The following is a 19,037-nucleotide window of genomic DNA, read 5'->3' on the forward strand; positions in this document are numbered from 1 at the left end:
CTTTGGCTGAACGCCGCCTAAACCCCTTGCCCAGAACTCCCGTGGGAGTCGAGAACACCATGAAACCAGTGCATCCCCTGCACCGCCGTCAAATCCGCAGTCGCTTGCGCTTGCTCCCCCTGGCCTTGGCCACTTGCTTCGGCAGTGCCGCCCAAGGCGGCGGCGTGGACTTCAACGTGGTGGCGGGTTCCGCCACCTACAGCCAAAACGGCAACGTCACGACAGTGGTGAACAGCAACGGCGCCATCATCAACTGGGGTGCCCTGTCGGTATTGAAAGGGGAAACCCTGATCTTCGACCAGGCCGCCGGCAGTTCGGTGTTGAACCGGGTGGTGGGCATGATGGTGAATGGCAAGCTGGTCGTCGATCCGACGGTGATCGCCGGCACCATCAGTTCCAAGGGCAACGTCTGGATCGTCAACAGCGCGGGCATCATGGTCGGCGCCGGTGCCAAGATCGACGTGGGCAGTTTCGTTGCCTCCACCCTGAACATCAGCAACGAGAACTTCCTTGCCGGCAAACTGCTGTTCGACGCCACGCCCGGCGCCGGCACGGTGCGGAACGAAGGCACCATCACTACCCCCAGCGGCGGTTCGGTGTACCTGATCGCGCCCAAGGTGGAGAACCTGGGCACCATCGTCACGCCCAACGGCGAGACCATTCTTGCCGCCGGCCAGACCGTGTCCCTGGTGGACACCGGCACGCCGGGAGTCAAGGTGGAAATCACCGGCAGCGAGGGCAGCGCCACCAACCTGGGCACCATCCTGGCCGAAGCCGGGCGCATCGGCATGGCCGGCGTCCTGGTCCGCAACAGCGGCACCCTCAACGCCAGCAGCGTGGTGAAAGAGGGCGGCCGGGTTTTCCTCAAGGCCAGTCAGGACGCCTACGTGGATGGCAATGGGCGGATTGTGACCACGGGCACCAAGGGTGGTCAGGTGGAAGTGCTCGGCAATCGTGTCACGGTTACGGACGCCGCCACGATCGATGCGTCGGGTAGCACCGGCGGCGGCACGGTGCTGATCGGCGGTGACTATCAGGGCAAAAACGCCGCGATACAAAACGCCGAAAACACGTATTTTGGCGCGGGTGCCACCATCAAGGCCGATGCCACCGATAACGGGGATGGTGGCAAAGTCATCCTTTGGTCCAATGACACGACCACTGCCTGGGGCAAGGTCTCCGTCCAAGGGGGCGCGAACGGCGGCGACGGCGGCTTTGTCGAAACATCCGGCCACAAGACTTTGTATGCATCAGGGATGCGGGTCAATGCCTTGGCGGCGAAGGGCGAGCGCGGCACCTGGCTGCTCGATCCGACAGACGTGACGATCATCCATAGCGGCACGGCTTCATACGCCGGGTCGGTGTTGACTGATTCCGACATCAATCATGCGTTATATGGTGCCAATATTGTCTATCAAGCAGACAATCTGACGATTAACGCGGGCGTGGATATCGGTACGTATCGTGACGCTGACTCGAGCCCGAGCAGCCTCACCTTCAATGTTGTTAACAACATCGTGTTTGGTGATGGCGCTGATACATCCCGAATTACCTTCATGAGTTCCAAGGGTAACCTCACGCTTGACTTGAATGCGGGCGGAAGCATCACGACCACGGCCAATACCGATCTGTATTTTGGTAGCGATAGCGCGCTTAACTATCGCACCAATGTCAACGTATTGGGCGGGAAAACCTGGAATAACTTCGGCTCCGTATCCCTGGGGGGGAAGGCCCAGATTCGTTTATGGGATTCGAATCCGATACCCTCGACAAACCCTCAGGCGGCAACGTTCAACAACAAGAGCACGGGGACGTTCACCAGCAATGATCGCTCGGGTTTTGCCATCTATAGCGAGTCAACCGGTGATAGCGGCGTCTTCAATAATGACGGTACCGTCATCATCAAGTCGAGTACCGCCTTCGAGGCGCTTTATAACCAATCGTCCACAGGGAAAACGAATGTTGATGGGGGCGCGATTCTCTCCCTCCAGAACGCCGGCACGGTTGATGGCTCGGTTTCCATTGCCGATAACGCCCGGGTAAAGCTGACCGAGGTCCATGGCGGGGCGAGAACTTTTTATGGCACCACCATCACGGGTCCGGGGGCGCTGGACATCGGTATTGGCACGACCACATTTACCGGTGGGGTCACCCTGAATGGCGCAACGCTCGCCAACTCGAGTGGCGGCTTGACGGTGCCGAAAGGTATTAGTTATGTCGGGGATGTGGGTTTTTACGCCAGTGGAGGCATCGAGTTTGCTCCGGACAGCAGCACGGACAGCGGCATTTCCACGACGGGGAAAATGACGGTGCGCGCGGGATGGAATGGTGGCGGCTTTGGCAGTTCTACCGCCTATGCCTTGAACACGGGTGTCGGGACGATCACCGTGAGTGATGCCACCGTTAACGCGGCTTCCATGGATTGGGCCGCCGGGAGCGACATCACCGTTGCCGGCAGCACCGTCAAGAGCAGCGGCGTCATGGATTGGAATGCCGGCGGCAAGATGGAGATCAAGGGCAGCAGCACCCATGCCGCCCTGGTCCAGGCCGGCGGCAACCAGACGCTCAAGGCCGCCAGCGAGCTTCGGGTCTATGGCGGCAGCACCATCAGCAATACCGGGGCGACGGTGGAGTCCCTGAGCGGCACCCAGACCCTCTCTGCCAATCAGATCCGGGTCTACGGCGGCGGCGTGATGGACAACGTTTCCACGTTCTCCCTGAGCAATAACTATGGCCGTGTGGTGGCCAACGGCACCCAGATCATCGAAATCAACGGCAGCGGCGGCGAGCTGCGCATGGATGGCGGTTACGGCATCACCAGCGGCAGCGGCACGGGCAACTACGCCGAGATTCGCCAGAACGCCAGTAGCGGTTCCCAGTCGATCACCTTCAAGGGCACCGGCAGCGGCAAGCTGACCTTGTACGGCGGCAGCTACGGCGCCAACAACCGGGCCGAGATCAATGGTGGTATGGGCAACCAACAGATCGGCGAGCATCCCGAGACGAGCGGCACCTATCGGCCCAGCGTTACTCTCTACGGCGGCAATGGCGGCGGTAGTGTCAGCCAAGGCAACGAGGCTTCCATCACCTTGGCCGATGCCAGCACAAAGACACGCTACGTGTATGCCAACTCCCTGTCCATTTACGGCGGCGCGGCGGCCTACGGCGGCGCCGGCCTCGGCGGATCGAACCAGCAGATCAATCTCTACAACACTGCCAGCAGCCTCTATATGAAGGGCGGCAGCAGTCAGAACCTGGACGAGGACAGCGTGCCGGCAACCGCCGCCTACATTGGCGGCAAGAACGGCGCCAATATTCGCATCACCACCCAAGGTGGCGTGGACCTCATTGGCGGTACCGGCAGTCCGGTCATCATCGGTTCCCTCAGCGGGACGGCCACGGTGAACATCCAGGCCAACGGCGCGGTGAACATCAGCTCCGATGCGACGACCAACAATCGTGGCGGCGTGTTCATCGGCTCCCTGTCCGCGCTGAGCAGTTCGGTGTCTTCCTTGCTACTCAGCAACGACATCTTGATGAGTAGCGGTGTCACCATCAGGGCCGGGCAGGACGCCCGCGTCCGTTCCTATTTCGGCAAGGTGGGCCTCGGTTCTCTGACCGCCTACAGCGGCGCCGGTTACGGCGCCTACATCACCGCCTATGGTGCGATCCTGGACCAGAACGGCAGCGACACCAACGTCACGGCCGACAAGATCTACCTGACCAGCCAATACGGCGGTAGCGCCAATGGCATTGCCATCAGCGTCGATACCAATGTTTCCAAGGTGGCTGGCGTGCTAAAGGCCGCTGTCGGCGTCGACGACATCAGCGCGGGCACGCCCACAGTGGTGACGGCGACGCCGGCCTACGGCGGCATCTCGGTACGCAATACCGATGATTCCGGTTTCGGCACGGATACCGGCAACATCATCCTGTTCAAGGACTACGCCAGCCAGGGTGGTCTCGGCAGCAATGGCCGCTTCAGCGTGGACTTCCGCAATTCCGGTGACCTACGCCTGGATCGGGTGAGTGTCATCCAGATCGCCGGTACGGACAATTTGGTGAAGGTCGGCACCGACGGCACTCTTACCTTCGGCACCAGCGCGAACTGGTCGGCCTTGAACAAGGTGGCACTGAATGCCGCCACCCTCACCGTGTCCGACGGCGCCTATCTGACCACTGGCGGCGACCTGACGGTGGATGCGACCACCATCAATATCGACAACGGTTATTTGCATGCCTACAACGGTAGCCTCAAGGCCACGGCCAGCGGCAACATCCGCCTGAGCGGTGGGGGCAGCTTGAAATCCGGGGGCGATCTGACCGTCAAGGGCGCCGACATCACCCTAACGGGTTCCGGCTCCGAACTCGTGGGGGGCATCAACGGCTCCGGCACGGTGAATCCCGCCAGCAAGACCACCGTCACCGCCAGCGGCAACATCCGCATCAACGACGGCGCCTCGGTCCAGGCCGGCGGCGACGTCTATTTCAACCTACAGGGCAGCGGTTCCAGCCTGTATGTGAACGATCAGGCCGCAGGCCAGCAAAGTACATCCACGGTGTATGGCGGTACTGGCGCCCAGGGAGCCACGATCCACATCAACTTCCCTCAACGCAAGGATGGTGGTGTGTACATCGACGGTAGCGAGACCACCGACACCGTGGCCGGCGGCAGCGGTTTTTATACCGGCATTATCGGCAGTGGCACCGTCGCCAGCGGCAGCACCCTGTCCCTGGTCTATGGCTTGAGCGGCAACAGCGCCGCCACCGCTGCCAGCAATACCGTCACCAGCACCATCACCAATACCCTCAATTCGGTCACCAGCCCGAACAACCTGGGGAAGGGGGGCAGCAGCGGCAGCAATGGTAATAGCGGCAATAGCGTCAGCAGTGGTAATAGCGGCAGCAGCGGCGGTAACGGCGGTAACGGCGACAGCTTCGGCGACAACGACGGCAAGGACGACAAGCAGGACTCCACCAACAACGCGACATCGAAAGACCAGAACAATGGCCAAGCGAAACCCAAGAACCAGTGCAGCTAGGCTGCTGACGGGGCTCCTGCTCCTGTGCTCCGCCGCCGCCTGGGGCGCGGGGGCGGGGGTGGTCACCCACCTGTCCGGCACTTTGTCCGTCAAGCGCGCCGACGGCAGCAGCAAGCTGCTGTCGGTCAAGTCGGAGGTGCAGAGCGGCGATTTGCTGACCACCGAGCAGGAAACCTACGCCCGCATCAAGTTCGTGGACGGCGGCGAGGTGGTGCTGCGGCCCGGCAGTCAACTGAAGGTGGAAGCCTACGCCTACGACGAGGCCAAGCCCGCCGCCGACAGCTCGGTGCTGAACCTGGTCAAGGGCGGCCTGCGCGCGGTGACCGGCGCGATCGGCAAGCGCAACAAGGACAACGTCACCTTCACCACGCCCACCGCCACCATCGGTATTCGCGGCACCCACTTCGGTGCCCTGCTCTGCCAGAACGATTGCGCCGGCGTCCCCATGCCGGGGGGGCAGGCGCCGGCCAACGGCCTGCACGTGGACGTGACCTCGGGGGCCGTCGTCGTCACCAACACGGCCGGCCAGATCCTGGTGAATCCGGGCCAGTTCGGTTTCGTGCCCACCCCCACGGCGCCGCCGGTGCTGGTGCCGCCGCAACAGGCCGTCCAGCCGATACCCCTGCCACCCAGCATCCGTCAGAACAACGGCAATGGTCAGGGCGTGGGCAAGAACGGCGGCAGCGAGTGCACTTTCTGAGTCCGTATTCGCACGGCTACCTTCCCGATTGATCTCTCGGTCGGGGAGCGGGCCGGCTTGGCCCGGTTGCCGGCTTGCAGTTCCCGCAGCGAAGTCCCAGAATCCGCCCTGTCCACCTTCGTCGAAAGCCTGATTTCTTGCCCCCTCGTCCCGCCCGTTCCCGCTCCGTCACCGGACTCGCCGAGGATTCCCTGGCCTTCGCCCTCCATGCCGCGGCATGCATCGTCGCCGAGGTGGGCCGTGGCCGCAGCCTGGACGGCTCGCCGGCCCTGGCCCAATTGGCGCCAAGCCAGCGGGCCAACGTGATGGACATGGTGTACGGCACCCTGCGCGCCTACGGCCGGGGCGACTTCCTGCTCGGGCAACTGCTACAGAAAAAACTGAAGGCGGCGGAAGTGCATGGTCTGCTGCTGGTGACCCTGCATCTGCTGGACAGCCGTTCCGACGATACCCACACCCTGGTGAACCAGGCCGTGGAAGCCGCCGGTGCCATGGCGGGCGGCCATCTGCGCGGTCTGGTCAACGCCGTGTTGCGCAATGCCCTGCGTCGTCGCGACGAGTTGGCGGCGGCCGCCGAGGGCGACGAGGTGGCTCGCTGGCAGCATCCCCGCTGGTGGCTGGAACAAATGCGGCAGGCTTATCCCCAGGACTGGCAGCAGGTGCTGACGGCGGGCAACAGCCACCCGCCCATGGCCCTGCGGGTGAACCTGCGCCGGGGCTCCCGCGACGACTATCTGGCCAGCCTGGGACAAGCCGGCATCGACGCCGAACCCCGTGGCGAGGAGGCCGGCATCCTGCTGACCAAGCCCGTCGCCGTGGATCGCCTGCCCGGATTCTTCGAGGGCCGGGTATCGGTGCAGGATCTGGGCGCCCAGCGCGCCGCATTGCTGTTGGATGCCCAGCCCGGCATGCGGGTGCTGGATGCCTGCGCCGCTCCCGGCGGCAAGACCGCCCACGTGCTGGAGCGGGGGGCGACGGACCTGCTGGCCCTGGAGGCCGATCCAAAACGGGCCCGGCGCATCGACGAGAACCTGGAGCGCCTGGCCTTGCGGGCCGAGGTCAAGGTGGTCGATTGCCGCCGCACGGCGGACTGGTGGGATGGCCGTCCCTTCGACCGCATCCTGGCCGACGTGCCCTGTTCCGCCAGCGGCGTGGTGCGTCGCCACCCGGACGCCAAGTGGTTGCGCCGTCCCGGCGACGCCGACGGATTTGCCGCAACCCAGGGCGAAATTCTCGATGCCCTGTGGCCCTTGCTGGCAGCGGGTGGCAGAATGCTCTACTGCACCTGTTCCCTGTTTCCGGCGGAAAACGGCCGACAGATTTCCGCCTTCCTGGCCCGGCATGGGGACGCCCGCTGCCTGTTCCCGGAACCCGCCCAGCTCGGAACGCCCTTGATGCCCAACGCCGAACATGACGGTTTCTACTATGCCCTGCTGGAAAAGCACGCTGCCTGATCTGCGGCCCCTGCTGCGGTTCTGGGCCGTGCTGGCGGTCTGGCTGGCCTGCGTCGGTAGCGCCAGCGCCGGCGGCATCGAACCCCAGCGCGCCGGCCTGGTGGCCAGCGACGACGGCTACGCCCTGACCGCCGAGTTCACCGTGGATCTCGGCCACCGGGTGGAGGACGCGGTCAATCGGGGTCTGGCCCTCTACTTCAACCTGGAGTTCGAGCTGACCCGCAACCGCTGGTATTGGGCCAACGAACACGTCGCCGGCCACACCCTGACCTACCGCCTGACCTACAACCACCTGACCCGTCAGTACCGCCTCGCCACCGGCACCCTCTACCGCAACTTCGACACCCTGGCCGAGGCCCTGCGTGCCCTGGGCCGGGTCGGCGCCCTGCCGGTGCTGGACAAGAACGCCCTCAAGAGCGGCGAGAGCTACCAGGCGGCGGTGCGCTTGTCCCTCGACCGTAACCAGTTGCCCAAGCCCTTCCAACTGGACGCCTTCGCCAACCGGGATTGGGAAATCGCCAGCAAGACCTTGCGCTGGCAGCCCCAGGCCGCCGCCGGCTTCGTCAACGCCGTCACCGCCGGGGAGGCCAAATGAGGCTGACCATGACCGTGGTGGCCGCGGTGATCGGCACCCTGCTGTTGTTCCTGCTGGCCTCGGCCACCTCCAACACCGATTTGTTCGCCCGCCACTACGCCCTGCTGGTGGGGGTCAACGCCGTCGTCGCTCTGGCCGTGCTGGGCTTGGTGACGGTGCAATTGCGCCAGTTGTGGCGCGAGTATCGCAGCCGCGTCTTCGGTTCCCGGCTCAAGACGCGGTTGTTGTTGATGCTGGCCTTGATGGCCCTGTTGCCCGGCGTCCTGGTGTACGGCGTGTCCATGCAGTTCGCCGTGCGCAGCATCGACTCCTGGTTCGACGTGCGGGTGGATAGCGCCCTGGAGGGCGGGCTGGAGCTCGGTCGCAACGTGCTCGGCAACCTCCAGGCCGAACTGCGCGGCAAGGCCCGCGGCATGGCCCTGGAGTTGGGCGACGGCAGCGGCTATGCCGCCCTGTCCCAACTCAACCGCTTGCGCGAACAGGGCGGGGTGCAGACGGCGGCCCTGTTTTCCGCCGCGGGCAAGGTCCTGGCCTACAGCAGCAGCGCCGATTCGGCGGGACTGTTGCCCAGCCTGCCGACGACGGCCCAGCTGCGCCAGGCCCGGCAGAGCCAGGGCAACAGTTGGGTGGAAGGGGATGCCAGCCAGGGCATGACCGTGTTCGTCCTGGTGCCGGTGATCAGCGGCCTGGGCAGCGAGAGCTATCTGCAACTGAGCCAGCCGGTGCCGGCCGCCATCGCCCGCAGCGCCGACAGCGTCGAGTCCGCCTACCGCGACTACCAGGGCCTGCAACTGGGCCGCGACAGTCTGAAGCGGGTCTATACCCTGACCCTCACCATCACCCTGCTGATGGCCCTGTTCTCCGCCGTGGCCCTGGCCTTTTTCCTCGCCCGGCGCCTGGCCGAGCCGCTGCTGATCCTGGCCGAGGGCACCCGGGCCGTGGCCGCCGGCGACTTCACTCCCCGCGCCACGGTGCGCACCCGGGACGAAATGGGCGTGCTGACCCATTCCTTCAACCAGATGACCACCCAGTTGTCGGAGGCCCGGCGCGAGACCGAGCGCCACCGGGCGGAACTGGAAGCGGCGCGGGCCTATCTGGAAAGCGTGCTGGCCAACCTGTCCGCCGGCGTGCTGGCCTTCGACCGGGAATTCCGCCTGCGCGCGGCCAACCGGGGCGCGGTGCAAATCCTGGCGGACGACCTGGCCCATTTCGAGGACCTGCCCCTCGCCGAGTGGCCGCGTCAACGGGACTTCGCCCAGGCCCTGGTCCAGGGCTTCGCCGAGCGGGGCGCCGAATGGCAGCGGGAACTGGAACTGGCCTTCCCCCAGGGCGTGGCCAAGACCCTGCTGGTGCGCGGCTCCACCCTGCCCAGCGGCGGCTACGTGGTGGTGTTCGACGACATCACCCAATTGCTCTCGGCCCAGCGTTCCGCCGCCTGGGGCGAAGTGGCGCGGCGTCTCGCCCACGAGATCAAGAATCCCCTGACGCCGATCCAGCTGTCCGCCGAGCGCTTGCAGATGAAGCTGGCCCAGCGCCTGAGCGGGGACGAGAAGGACATGCTGGAGCGGGCCACCCGCACCATCGTCAATCAGGTGGAAGCCATGAAGACCATGGTCAACGACTTCCGCGACTACGCCCGTCTGCCGCCGCCGGCCCTGGCGCCGGTGGACCTCAACGAACTCATCCGGGAAGTGCTGGGCCTGTACGAAAGCGCCGCCGCCCGGGTGGACGCCGACCTGGCGCCGGACCTGCCCCTGGTGCGGGCCGACGCCAACCAGTTGCGCCAAGTGATCCACAACCTGCTGGCCAACGCCCAGGATGCCCTGGTGGACAGCGGTGGCGGCCAGGTGCGGATCGACACCCGGCGCGAGGGGCCCCAGGCGGTGCTGACCGTGGCCGACAACGGCCCCGGCTTTCCGCCCACCACCCTGAGTCGGGCCTTCGAGCCCTACGTCACCACCAAGGCCAAGGGCACCGGCCTGGGGTTGGCCATCGTCAAGAAGATCGTGGACGAGCACAACGGAGAAATCCGGCTCGCCAACCGGGAAACCGGGGGGGCGGAAGTCGCCATCAAGCTGCCCCTGGTGCATGAAGCGAATAACGAAGCAATCTGAGGTGATGAGGAATCATGTCGAAAATTCTGGTGGTTGATGATGAAGTCGGTATCCGCGAGTTGCTTTCCGAAATCCTGCGGGACGAGGGCCACGACGTGCTCCTGGCGGAGAACGCCGCCGCCGCCCGCCGCATCCGCGAGGCAGGGCGACCGGACCTGGTGCTGCTCGATATCTGGATGCCCGACACCGACGGCGTCAGCCTGCTCAAGGAGTGGTCCGCCTCCGGCCAACTGACCATGCCGGTGGTGATGATGTCCGGCCACGCCACCATCGACACCGCCGTCGAGGCCACCAAGATCGGCGCCGTGGATTTCCTGGAAAAACCCATCGGCATGCAGAAGCTGCTGGCAGCGGTGAAGCAGGGCCTGGACCACGGTCGTCGTCCCGTCGGCGGCCTGTCCCTGGCGGCCTTTCCCCGTTCCGCCCACTTCAAGGACCTGAAGAAGCGTCTCGACCAGGTGGCCGCCGGCAGTGCCGCCATCCTGCTCCGCTCCGCCCCCGGCGGCCTGGTGGAATTGGCCGCCCGCACCCTGCTTGCCCCGGGCAAGACCTGGATCGACCTGGCCGCCGATTCCAATCCCCTGTCCCTGGAAACCCTGGAAGCCGCCGGCGGCGGCGTGATCTACGCCGAGGAACTGACCCGCTTGAAGGGCTTGCAGCACAAGAACCTGCTGTTCGCCGCCGAGCGCCTGGAAAAGTACCAACTGCACCTGGTGGTGGGCACCGAGGCCGATGCCGCGGCCCTGGCCGCCCACGGTTGGGACGAGGCCCTGCTGGCCCGGGTGTTCCCCGGCCGCCTGGGCCTGCCGGCCCTGGCCGAATTGCGCGACGAGATTCCCGACATCGCCGGCCACCTGCTCAACCAATTGGTGGAAGCCGAACAGGTGGCGCCGCGCCGCCTCGCCGTGGCAGCCCAGAACGCCCTGCGCCAGCACGCCTGGCCCGGCGGCTACGCCGAGCTGCGGGCGGCGGTGAAGTCCCTGGCCCTGTCCGCCCTGGCGGAGGAGATCGAGGCCGAGGACGTCTATCGTCTGATCGCCCCGGCCAACGGCGGCAACGCCACGCCGGCGGGCTTTTCCGCCGAAATGCTGGAGCTGCCCCTGCGCGAGGCGCGGGAAATGTTCGAGCGCATCTACTTCGAATACCACCTCAACATCGACGGCAGCAACATGACCCGCCTCGCCGACAAGACCGGCCTGGAGCGCACCCATCTTTACCGCAAGCTGAAGGACCTGGGCCTGCGTTGACGGCGGCCGTCATGGACTGTCGTCCCGGTTGCGGCGCCTGCTGCATCGCGCCCTCCATCAGCAGCCTGGACAAGCCGGCCGGCGTTCCCTGCCGCCACCTGGACGAGCAATTGCGCTGCCGCTTGTTCGGACGCCCCGAGCGGCCCGCCTGCTGCGGCGGGCTGCAACCCTCGGCGGAAATGTGCGGCGAACAGCGGGACCAGGCCCTGGCCTGGCTGACGGCCCTGGAGCAGGCGACAACCCCTTTCCCGACAGGGTTGTAAGCTGCCTGTGCCGCGCGGGGAGGACAATGGCGACCCTGGCCGGGGAGCCTGCTAGCATTCGTCTTCCCGACCACCCACTGGACCCATCGTGACCGCGACATCCCATACTTGGCGCTTCTTCCGCGCCGGCGGCTTCGATCAGGTGCGCCTGGACCGCGCCGCCGACCTGCTGGCCCTCGACCGGCTCGACCAGAAGCTGTGGGTCGCCCTTTCCTGTCCCACCATCGGCATCGAGTTTGACGCCCGTACCCTGGCCCTGATCGATAGCGACGGCGATGGCCACATCCGCGCCGCCGAACTGCTGGCCGCCATCGCCTGGGCCGCCGAACGCTTGGCGGATCGGGAAGTGCTGGCCCGGTCCCTGCCCGGCCTGCCCTTGGCCGCCCTGGCGGACAACCCCGCCGGCACCGCCCTGGCCGCCGCCGGTACTGCGCTGCTGGCGGAACTGGGCAAACCGGCGGACGCCCTGCTCACCGTGGCCGAGGCCGCCGCCGCCGAGGAACGTTGCCGCGCCCGGCTCCAGGCCCAGTGGCAGGCCCAGGGCCAAAGCGCCGACGTGCTGCCCCTCGGCGCCGACACCCCCGCCGCCCACGCCGCCCTGACGGAGGTCCGGGCCAAGATCGACGACTACTTCACCCGCTGCCGCCTGGCCGCCTTCGACCCCCAGGGCGCGGCGGCCCTCAATCCCGACCCCGACACCCTGCGCGCTTTGGGCACCGGCCTGCTCCATGGCGCCGCCGATGCCGTGGCGGCGTTGCCCCTGGCCCGCGTCGAGGCGGGCCGCGCGCTGCCCCTGAAGGACGGCCTCAACCCGGCCTGGGCCGACGCCGTGGCCGCCTTTGCCGATGCCGTGGCGCGGCCCCTGGTCGGCGGCCTGGGCCGCAACGAATTGACGGAAAGCCAGTGGCTCGCCCTCCAGGCCGCCTTCGTGCCCTACCAGGACTGGCTGGCGGCGGACCCGGCCCAGGCCACCGAGCCCCCTGCCGAGCTGCTGGCCGCCCGCGACCTGGAACGGCTGGCCCGCTACGTGCGCGACCTGCTGCCCCTGGCTAACAATTTCGTCGCCTTCCGCGACTTCTACAACCGCCAGCCGGGCACCAAGTCCTGGGCCACCTTCCAGTTGGGCACCCTCTATCTCGATGGCCGCAGCGCCGAGTTGTGCGTCGCCGTGACCGACCCGGCCAAGCACGCCGCCCTGGCCGGCCTGTCCCGCATGTGTCTGGTCTATTGCGACTGCCTGCGCCAGGGCGAGGCGGGCGTGGAAAAAATGACCATCGCCGCCGCCTTCACCGCCGGCGACGCCGACCAATTGCTGGTGGGTCGCAACGGCGTGTTCTACGACCGCCGGGGGCGGGATTGGGACGCCACCATCGTCCGCATCGTGGACCACCCCATCAGTCTGCGCCAGGCTTTCTGGTCGCCCTACAAGCGCCTAGCGCGACTGGTGGCGGAACAGTTGCAGAAGATCGCCGCCAACAAGGCCGCCGGGGTCGAGGCCAAGCTGGCCGAAACCGCCGCCGGCGTGGCCAAGAAAGTCGACGCGCCAGCCAAGGCGCCGGCCCAACAGGCCTTCGACGTGGGCAAGTTCGCCGGCATCTTCGCTGCCATCGGCCTCGCCGTGGGCGCCCTGGGCACCGCCCTGGCGTCCCTGGTGACGGGCCTGCTGGGCCTGGCCTGGTGGCAGGTGCCCCTGGCCTTGGCCGGCTTGATGCTGGCGGTGTCGGGCCCGGCCATGATCGTCGCCGCCTTCAAGCTGCGCGGGCGCAACCTGGGCCCGCTGCTGGACGCCAACGGCTGGGCCATCAACGCCCGGGCCCGCATCAACATTCCCTTTGGCACCTCCCTCACCGGCCTGGCCCAGCTTCCCCCGGGCGCCGAACGGGCCCTGACCGATCCCTACGCGGACAAGCCCTTCCCCTGGGGCCGCGTCCTCCTGGCCGCCGCCGTCCTCGGCGCGGCCGCCGTCACCTGGTGGACCTTTACCCCATGAAATACGCCGTCCTTCCCGTCACTCCCTTTCAGCAGAACTGCTCCATCCTGGTGGATGACGCCACCCAGCACGCCGTGGTGATCGACCCCGGCGGCGACATCGAGCGCATCCTCGCCACCGTGGAAAAGAACGGCCTGACCGTGGAGCGCATCCTGCTCACCCACGGCCACCTGGACCACGCCTCCGCCGCTGGCGAACTGGCCCAGCGCCTGGGCGGGGTGCCCATCGAGGGCCCCCATCAGGACGAGAAGTTCCTCATCGACCACCTGCCCCAGCAGTGCGCCCTCTACGGCTTTCCCGTCTTTCCATCCTTCACGCCGGACCGCTGGTTGCAGGACGGCGACACGGTGCGCTTCGGCAACGAAACCCTGGAAGTGCTCCACTGCCCCGGCCACACGCCGGGCCACGTGGTGTTCTTCCATCGCGGCAAGGGCCTGGCGGTGGTGGGCGACGTGCTGTTCGCCGGCTCCGTGGGCCGCACCGACTTCGACTTCAAGGGCAAGCCCTACGGCGATTTCGACACCCTGGCCGCCGCCATCCGCGGCAAGCTGTTTCCCCTCGGCGACGAGGTGGAATTCATTCCCGGCCACGGTCCCAACTCCACCTTCGGCCGCGAGCGCCAGACCAATCCCTACGTCGGCGATGGTGCCTAAACCCGCCCATCGACCTGCGCACCCACCCGTTTTGCAACACCCAGAAAGAGAGTCACCCTTCCCATGAGTAATGCCGATCTGTCTCACCTGTTCAAGAACAACCGGGAGTGGGCCGAGCGCATCAGCGCCGAGGACCCCCAGTTCTTCTCCAAGCTTGCCACCCTGCAAAACCCCGAATACCTGTGGATCGGTTGTTCCGATTCCCGCGTCCCGGCCAACCAGATCACCGGCCTGTTGCCGGGCGAGGTGTTCGTCCATCGCAACGTTGCCAACGTGGTGGTGCACTCCGACCTCAACTGCCTGTCGGTGCTGCAATTCGCCATCGACGTGCTCAAGGTGCGCCACGTCATGGTGGTGGGCCACTACGGCTGCGGCGGCGTCCAGGCTGCCCTCAAGGACATGAAGCTGGGCCTGATCGACAACTGGCTGCGCCACATCCAGGACGTGCGCGACAAACACGCCTGGATCCTGGCCGGCACGGCGGAAGAGGACCGGGTCGACCGCCTGTGCGAACTCAACGTGGTCGAGCAGGTGGTGAACGTGGCCCAGACCACCGTGGTCCGCGATGCCTGGGCGCGCAAACAGGAACTGACGGTGCACGGCTGGGTGTACGGCCTCAAGGACGGCCTGGCGCGGGACATGAAGATGAGCGCCTCCGGTCCCGATGAAGTGTCCTCCCTCTACAACGCGGCGCTGAAAAACATCGCCGGCGGCGGCGTCTGATGGCGCCAGCGCCGAGGCTGGGCGTCGATCTGGGCGGTACCAAGATCGAATTGCTGGCCCTGGGCGAGGACGGTCGGGAGGCGTGGCGCAAGCGGGTGGCCACGCCCCAGGGCGATTACCAAGCCACCCTGGACGCCATCGTCGCCCTGGTGCGCGAGGCCGAGCAGGCCTTGCAACGGCAGGGCAGCGTGGGGGTCGGCATTCCCGGCTGCGAAAGCCAGGCGACGGGCCTGATCAAGAATGCCAATTCCACCTGCCTGATCGGCCGGCCCCTGCGCCAGGACTTGGCGCACCGCCTGCAACGGGAAGTGCGCTTGGCCAACGACGCCAACTGCTTCGCCCTGTCGGAAGCGACGGACGGCGCGGCGGCGGGGGCGGCCACGGTGTTCGGCGTCATTCTCGGCACCGGCGTGGGTGGCGGCCTTGTGGTCAACGGCCAGGTCGTGGCCGGCGTCAACGGCATTGCCGGGGAGTGGGGGCATATCCCATTGCCGGTCGACGGCGAGGACGTCTCTCCGCTTTGCTATTGCGGCCGGCACGGTTGCGTCGAGACCTTCCTCTCCGGCCCCGGTCTGGCGGCGGACCATCGTCGCGTCACGGGGCAGGACCTGACGGCGGAAGCCATCGTCGCCGGAGCGACGGCGGGGGACGGGGCCTGCGAGGCCAGCCTGCAACGTTATGAAGCTCGCCTGGCCCGGGCCCTGGCGGTGGTGATCAACATCCTCGACCCGGAGGTCATCGTCCTCGGCGGTGGCCTATCCAACGTCGAGCGGCTTTACCGCAATGTGACCCGCCTTTGGGGCGCCCATATTTTTTCCGACACGGTGGCGACCCGGCTGGTCCGTCACCGCCACGGCGATTCCTCCGGCGTGCGCGGCGCGGCCTGGTTGTGGCCCGCCGTGCCAGCCTGAATTCCTCCCCATGAACACGCCCACCGGCCTGCACGCCTGGCAACGCATCTTTCTGCCCTACGCCCTGGGCTATTACATCTCCTATTTGCTGCGCACCGTCAACGCGGTGATCGCCCCCGACCTGTCCCAGGAATTGGGCTTGTCCGCCGCCGACCTGGGGCTGCTCACCAGCGCCTACCTGATCGCCTTCGCCCTGGTGCAACTGCCCCTGGGCATGGCCCTGGACCGCTTCGGTCCGCGCCGGGTCGAGGCTGCCTTGCTGCTGCTGTGCGCCGCCGGCTGCGCCGCCTTCGCCCTGGGCCGCAACCTGAGCCAGTTGGCCCTGGCCCGGGGCCTGATCGGCCTCGGCGTTTCCGCCTGCCTGATGGCCGCCTTCAAGGCGTTTTCCCTCTGGTTTCCGCCGGAGCGGCAGGCCGCCCTCAGTTCCTCCATCATGGTGGCGGGTGGCCTCGGCGCCCTCACCGCCAGCGCCCCCTTCAGTTTCCTCTTGCCCCTGGTGGGCTGGCGCGGCATTTTCTGGGGCCTGGCCCTGCTCGCCGTGGTCGCGGCCTGGGCCGTGAGCCGCACGCCGGAAAGGGAAAGCGGCGCCACGGGCGAGGGCCTGGCCGCCCAGTTGCAGGGCGTGGCGCGCATTCTCGCCTGTCGCCACTTCTGGCGCTTCGCCCCCCAGACCGGCATGATGATCGGCGGCTTCATCGCCATCCAAAGCCTCTGGGCCGTGCCCTGGCTGATGACGGTGAACGACGCCAGCCAGCACCATGCCGCCTTCCATCTGCTGCTGCTCAACCTGGCGCTGATGACGGGCTACATCCTCATCGCCAGCACCATCACCCGCTGCACCCGGCGCGGCATCACCCCCGTCCACTTCATCACCGTGGGCAACACCCTGGCCTTGATTGTGAGCCTGGTCCTGATCGTCGATGCCGCCCCCAGTGTGCTGCTATGGACCGTGTTCGGCCTGGTCTTCGCCGCCGCCAATCTGTCCTACGCGGCCCACGCCCAGGGCTATTCCCGCCATCTGTCGGGCCGGGCCAACACCTGCCTCAACCTGGGCGTGTTCGTCTGCGGCTTCGCCTTGCAGTGGGGTTTCGGCCTGGTGGTGGACGCGGGGCAGGCCCGGGGCTTGGATCGGGACGACGCCCTGCGCCTGGCCTGGGCCATGCTGCTGGCCTTGCAGGCGGCCAGCCTAGTCTGGTTCATCCTCGGCGGCCGGCGCCAAACCCTCCCCGTGGACATGGGCGCCTAAGCCCTTCAACGGCCGGGGGCATGCTCCCGGCCCGTGCCCGACAATGGGGCATTCCTCCCTTTCGCGACAAACACCGCTGCGCCGAGACGCGGCCGTCGCTCTGTAGTTGTGCCGTTCAATGCCCCTTTGGCCACCCCGTAGACCCGCACCAATCCTGGCTTGGGCGGTAGCCCTCCGACGTCGCCCGGCGCCCCTTGATGACTTGCTGGCACCAAATATGCTCGACTTTTCTCAGGGCGAGTTCCGGGCCGTCACCCCGACAACACTGTTGTGGGGCGAGGTGGACGGTCCGAATCCGCGCCTTGTGCAGTCAGGACTTGAGGAGGGCAGCATCATGGATACGGACTTTCACATCCCCCTTGCCGACATGCGGCAAATTTATTCCCTGGCCGACGTGGACCGGGCCCTGGACGACACCCCGCCCAGCCGCAACGAGGCCCTGGCCAGCTTTTACGAAAAAATGAAAAAGCTGGGGGGAAACCGCTACGCCATCAAGCCTTCCAATCCCGACGCCCTCGACAATCTCTACGAGCAGTGCCCCAACTTCAGCGAAGTCATCGACGACCTGAAAAAGTATTTGGCCCTGGCGGTTTCCGGCAACGAGCCGGTGCAGTTCACGCCCATGCTGCTGTTGGGCGAGCCGGGTATCGGCAAGACCCATTTCGCCCGCTGCCTGGCCGACGCCCTGGGCACCGGCTACGAGTTCGTGCCCATGAGTTCCCTCACCGCCGGCTGGATTCTGTCCGGCGCCTCGAGCCAATGGAGCAACGCCAAGCCGGGCAAGGTGGCCAGTACCCTGATCAACGGCGAATACGCCAACCCGGTGATGGTGCTGGACGAGGTGGACAAGGCCGGCGGCGACAGCCGCTACGACCCCCTCGGCGCCCTCTACGGTCTACTGGAGCGGGACACGGCGCGGGCCTTCCGCGATGAGTACGTCGAGGTGGACATGGATGCCAGCCACGTGCTGTGGATTTCCACCGCCAACGACGAGCGCAACCTGCCCGAGCCCATCCTCAATCGCATGAACGTCTACGACGTGCCCCGCCCCGACGGCGACGCCGCCTACCGCATCGCCTGCCGCCTCTACCGGGAAATCCTCGCCGACCATGACTGGGGTTTCAGCGAGGAGCCGCCCTCCGCCGTGATGGAGGCCCTGGCCAGCGTGCCGCCACGGGACATGCGCAAGCGCCTGATGGCCGCCTTTGGCAACGCCAAGCTGGCGGGCCGGGACGTATTGCGTGCGGAGGATCTGGAACCGGCCCGCAGCGGCCTGCGGGGCGCGACGCGGAAGACGATGGGGTTTTTGGAGTGAGGATGGTCAGAGTGATGAAGCGCGATTGTTAAAGAGAATCCCTTTCCCTTTTGGCTTTTCGTTATTCTTCAACGGGGAAGTAAGCGGAGATCATTGCTTGGATAATCGCAAGAACTGGAATCACTTCTGCGCAAAGCTCGTCACAGAGATCAGGACGGTTGAGAATTTTTGAAACAGCATGTCCCGCAGCGTCTGTTCCGAGGGGGACAAGGTTCCATTGAGCGGAGTCCGGTTTTGCATGCATGAGACTGTTCATTGCCGCAGTTATTTTTTTGCCGCTAATGATTTCTTCGCGTTGTAGTTTTTTTTGAATCTCTTCAATCATTTTTGCAAGTCCTGGGGCATCGCCTTGATGCCATCCGCGTTTCCACTTTTCTATCTCTTCAGGGTGTAGATGAAGATAGAAAAGAATCGTTTGCCTCTCAACAAGAGGGCGAAGAAGAACATGTCCGCCAAAAAGATAGCCTTGACGAATTAGTTCTCGGATGGACAGCGCAATGCTGAGGGATTGCGCTATTACTTGACAGGCCATTTCTTGATGGTCTGTAAGGTGACGGCCGTGAGAGGTTGGGGCGGTTGCTGTATTTAACTTCAGCACTGAGCTAATGAGCTGATCAAAGTGAAATAGCAATTGCCGGCCAAGGTAGGGCTCATCGTCAGGCGTGAAAATGACGGGTACTGATTCATTCGGCATTCGATTTGTATCGTTCTTTATAAGATTGACGAAGTGCCCATGGTGATATTCCAGTAAAAAATCTTGGATACAAACTTAGACCATATGTAT

The 19,037-nt window shown here is 65.8% G+C and carries 14 protein-coding genes; 13 read left to right on the plus strand and 1 reads right to left on the minus strand.

Annotation, left to right across the window (positions count from 1 at the left end):
• Positions 1-59: 59 nt before the first annotated feature.
• The 13 genes from ACYQ2U_RS01005 (at position 60) to ACYQ2U_RS01065 (ending at position 18,253) form a co-directional block, all read left to right on the plus strand.
• Positions 60-5,042: a beta strand repeat-containing protein gene (locus tag ACYQ2U_RS01005; protein WP_459948471.1), complete on the plus strand. Its 4,983-nt coding sequence runs from the start codon at positions 60-62 to the stop codon at positions 5,040-5,042.
• The gene (locus tag ACYQ2U_RS01010; RefSeq protein WP_459948472.1) at positions 5,008-5,742 is read left to right on the plus strand and encodes a FecR family protein; all 735 of its coding nucleotides are present in this window, start codon (positions 5,008-5,010) and stop codon (positions 5,740-5,742) included. The genes ACYQ2U_RS01005 and ACYQ2U_RS01010 overlap by 35 nt, the downstream gene beginning before the upstream one ends.
• A 137-nt stretch (positions 5,743-5,879) precedes the next feature.
• Complete coding sequence (gene rsmB, locus ACYQ2U_RS01015) at positions 5,880-7,196, plus strand: 16S rRNA (cytosine(967)-C(5))-methyltransferase RsmB (protein ID WP_459948473.1); 1,317 nt, start codon at positions 5,880-5,882, stop codon at positions 7,194-7,196.
• On the plus strand, positions 7,153-7,791 hold the full coding sequence (locus ACYQ2U_RS01020; protein WP_459948474.1) for a DUF4390 domain-containing protein: 639 nt from the start codon (positions 7,153-7,155) through the stop codon (positions 7,789-7,791). The genes rsmB and ACYQ2U_RS01020 overlap by 44 nt, the downstream gene beginning before the upstream one ends.
• Positions 7,788-9,905 carry a sensor histidine kinase gene (locus tag ACYQ2U_RS01025; RefSeq protein ID WP_459948475.1) on the plus strand — a complete coding sequence of 706 codons (2,118 nt, stop codon included), beginning with the start codon at positions 7,788-7,790 and terminating at the stop codon, positions 9,903-9,905. Before ACYQ2U_RS01020 ends, ACYQ2U_RS01025 begins: the two co-directional genes overlap by 4 nt.
• A 14-nt stretch (positions 9,906-9,919) precedes the next feature.
• Positions 9,920-11,152 carry a sigma-54-dependent transcriptional regulator gene (locus tag ACYQ2U_RS01030; RefSeq protein ID WP_459948476.1) on the plus strand — a complete coding sequence of 411 codons (1,233 nt, stop codon included), beginning with the start codon at positions 9,920-9,922 and terminating at the stop codon, positions 11,150-11,152.
• Positions 11,153-11,163: 11 nt separating this feature from the next.
• Positions 11,164-11,415 carry a YkgJ family cysteine cluster protein gene (locus tag ACYQ2U_RS01035; protein WP_459948477.1) on the plus strand — a complete coding sequence of 84 codons (252 nt, stop codon included), beginning with the start codon at positions 11,164-11,166 and terminating at the stop codon, positions 11,413-11,415.
• 88 nt (positions 11,416-11,503) lie between these two features.
• Positions 11,504-13,405, plus strand: coding sequence for a hypothetical protein (locus ACYQ2U_RS01040; protein ID WP_459948478.1), 1,902 nt, complete (start codon positions 11,504-11,506; stop codon positions 13,403-13,405).
• A complete protein-coding gene (locus ACYQ2U_RS01045; protein WP_459948479.1) occupies positions 13,402-14,058 on the plus strand; it encodes an MBL fold metallo-hydrolase in 657 nt (218 codons plus the stop codon). Before ACYQ2U_RS01040 ends, ACYQ2U_RS01045 begins: the two co-directional genes overlap by 4 nt.
• Positions 14,059-14,121: 63 nt before the next feature.
• Positions 14,122-14,781, plus strand: coding sequence for a carbonate dehydratase (gene can, locus ACYQ2U_RS01050; RefSeq protein WP_459948480.1), 660 nt, complete (start codon positions 14,122-14,124; stop codon positions 14,779-14,781).
• Complete coding sequence (locus ACYQ2U_RS01055; RefSeq protein ID WP_459948481.1) at positions 14,781-15,692, plus strand: ROK family protein; 912 nt, start codon at positions 14,781-14,783, stop codon at positions 15,690-15,692. The genes can and ACYQ2U_RS01055 overlap by 1 nt, the downstream gene beginning before the upstream one ends.
• A gap of 10 nt (positions 15,693-15,702) precedes the next feature.
• Positions 15,703-16,938, plus strand: coding sequence for an MFS transporter (locus ACYQ2U_RS01060; RefSeq protein WP_459948482.1), 1,236 nt, complete (start codon positions 15,703-15,705; stop codon positions 16,936-16,938).
• Between the two features lie 334 nt (positions 16,939-17,272).
• Positions 17,273-18,253 (plus strand): AAA family ATPase, encoded by a 981-nt coding sequence (locus ACYQ2U_RS01065; RefSeq protein WP_459948483.1) that lies wholly within the window; start codon positions 17,273-17,275, stop codon positions 18,251-18,253.
• A 61-nt stretch (positions 18,254-18,314) separates the two neighbouring features.
• Here ACYQ2U_RS01065 and ACYQ2U_RS01070 read toward each other — a convergent pair whose 3' ends face one another.
• The gene (locus ACYQ2U_RS01070) at positions 18,315-18,947 is read right to left on the minus strand and encodes a hypothetical protein (RefSeq protein WP_459948484.1); all 633 of its coding nucleotides are present in this window, start codon (positions 18,945-18,947) and stop codon (positions 18,315-18,317) included.
• Between the last annotated feature and the right edge of the window lie 90 nt (positions 18,948-19,037).

Source organism: Denitratisoma sp. agr-D3, assembly GCF_054658675.1.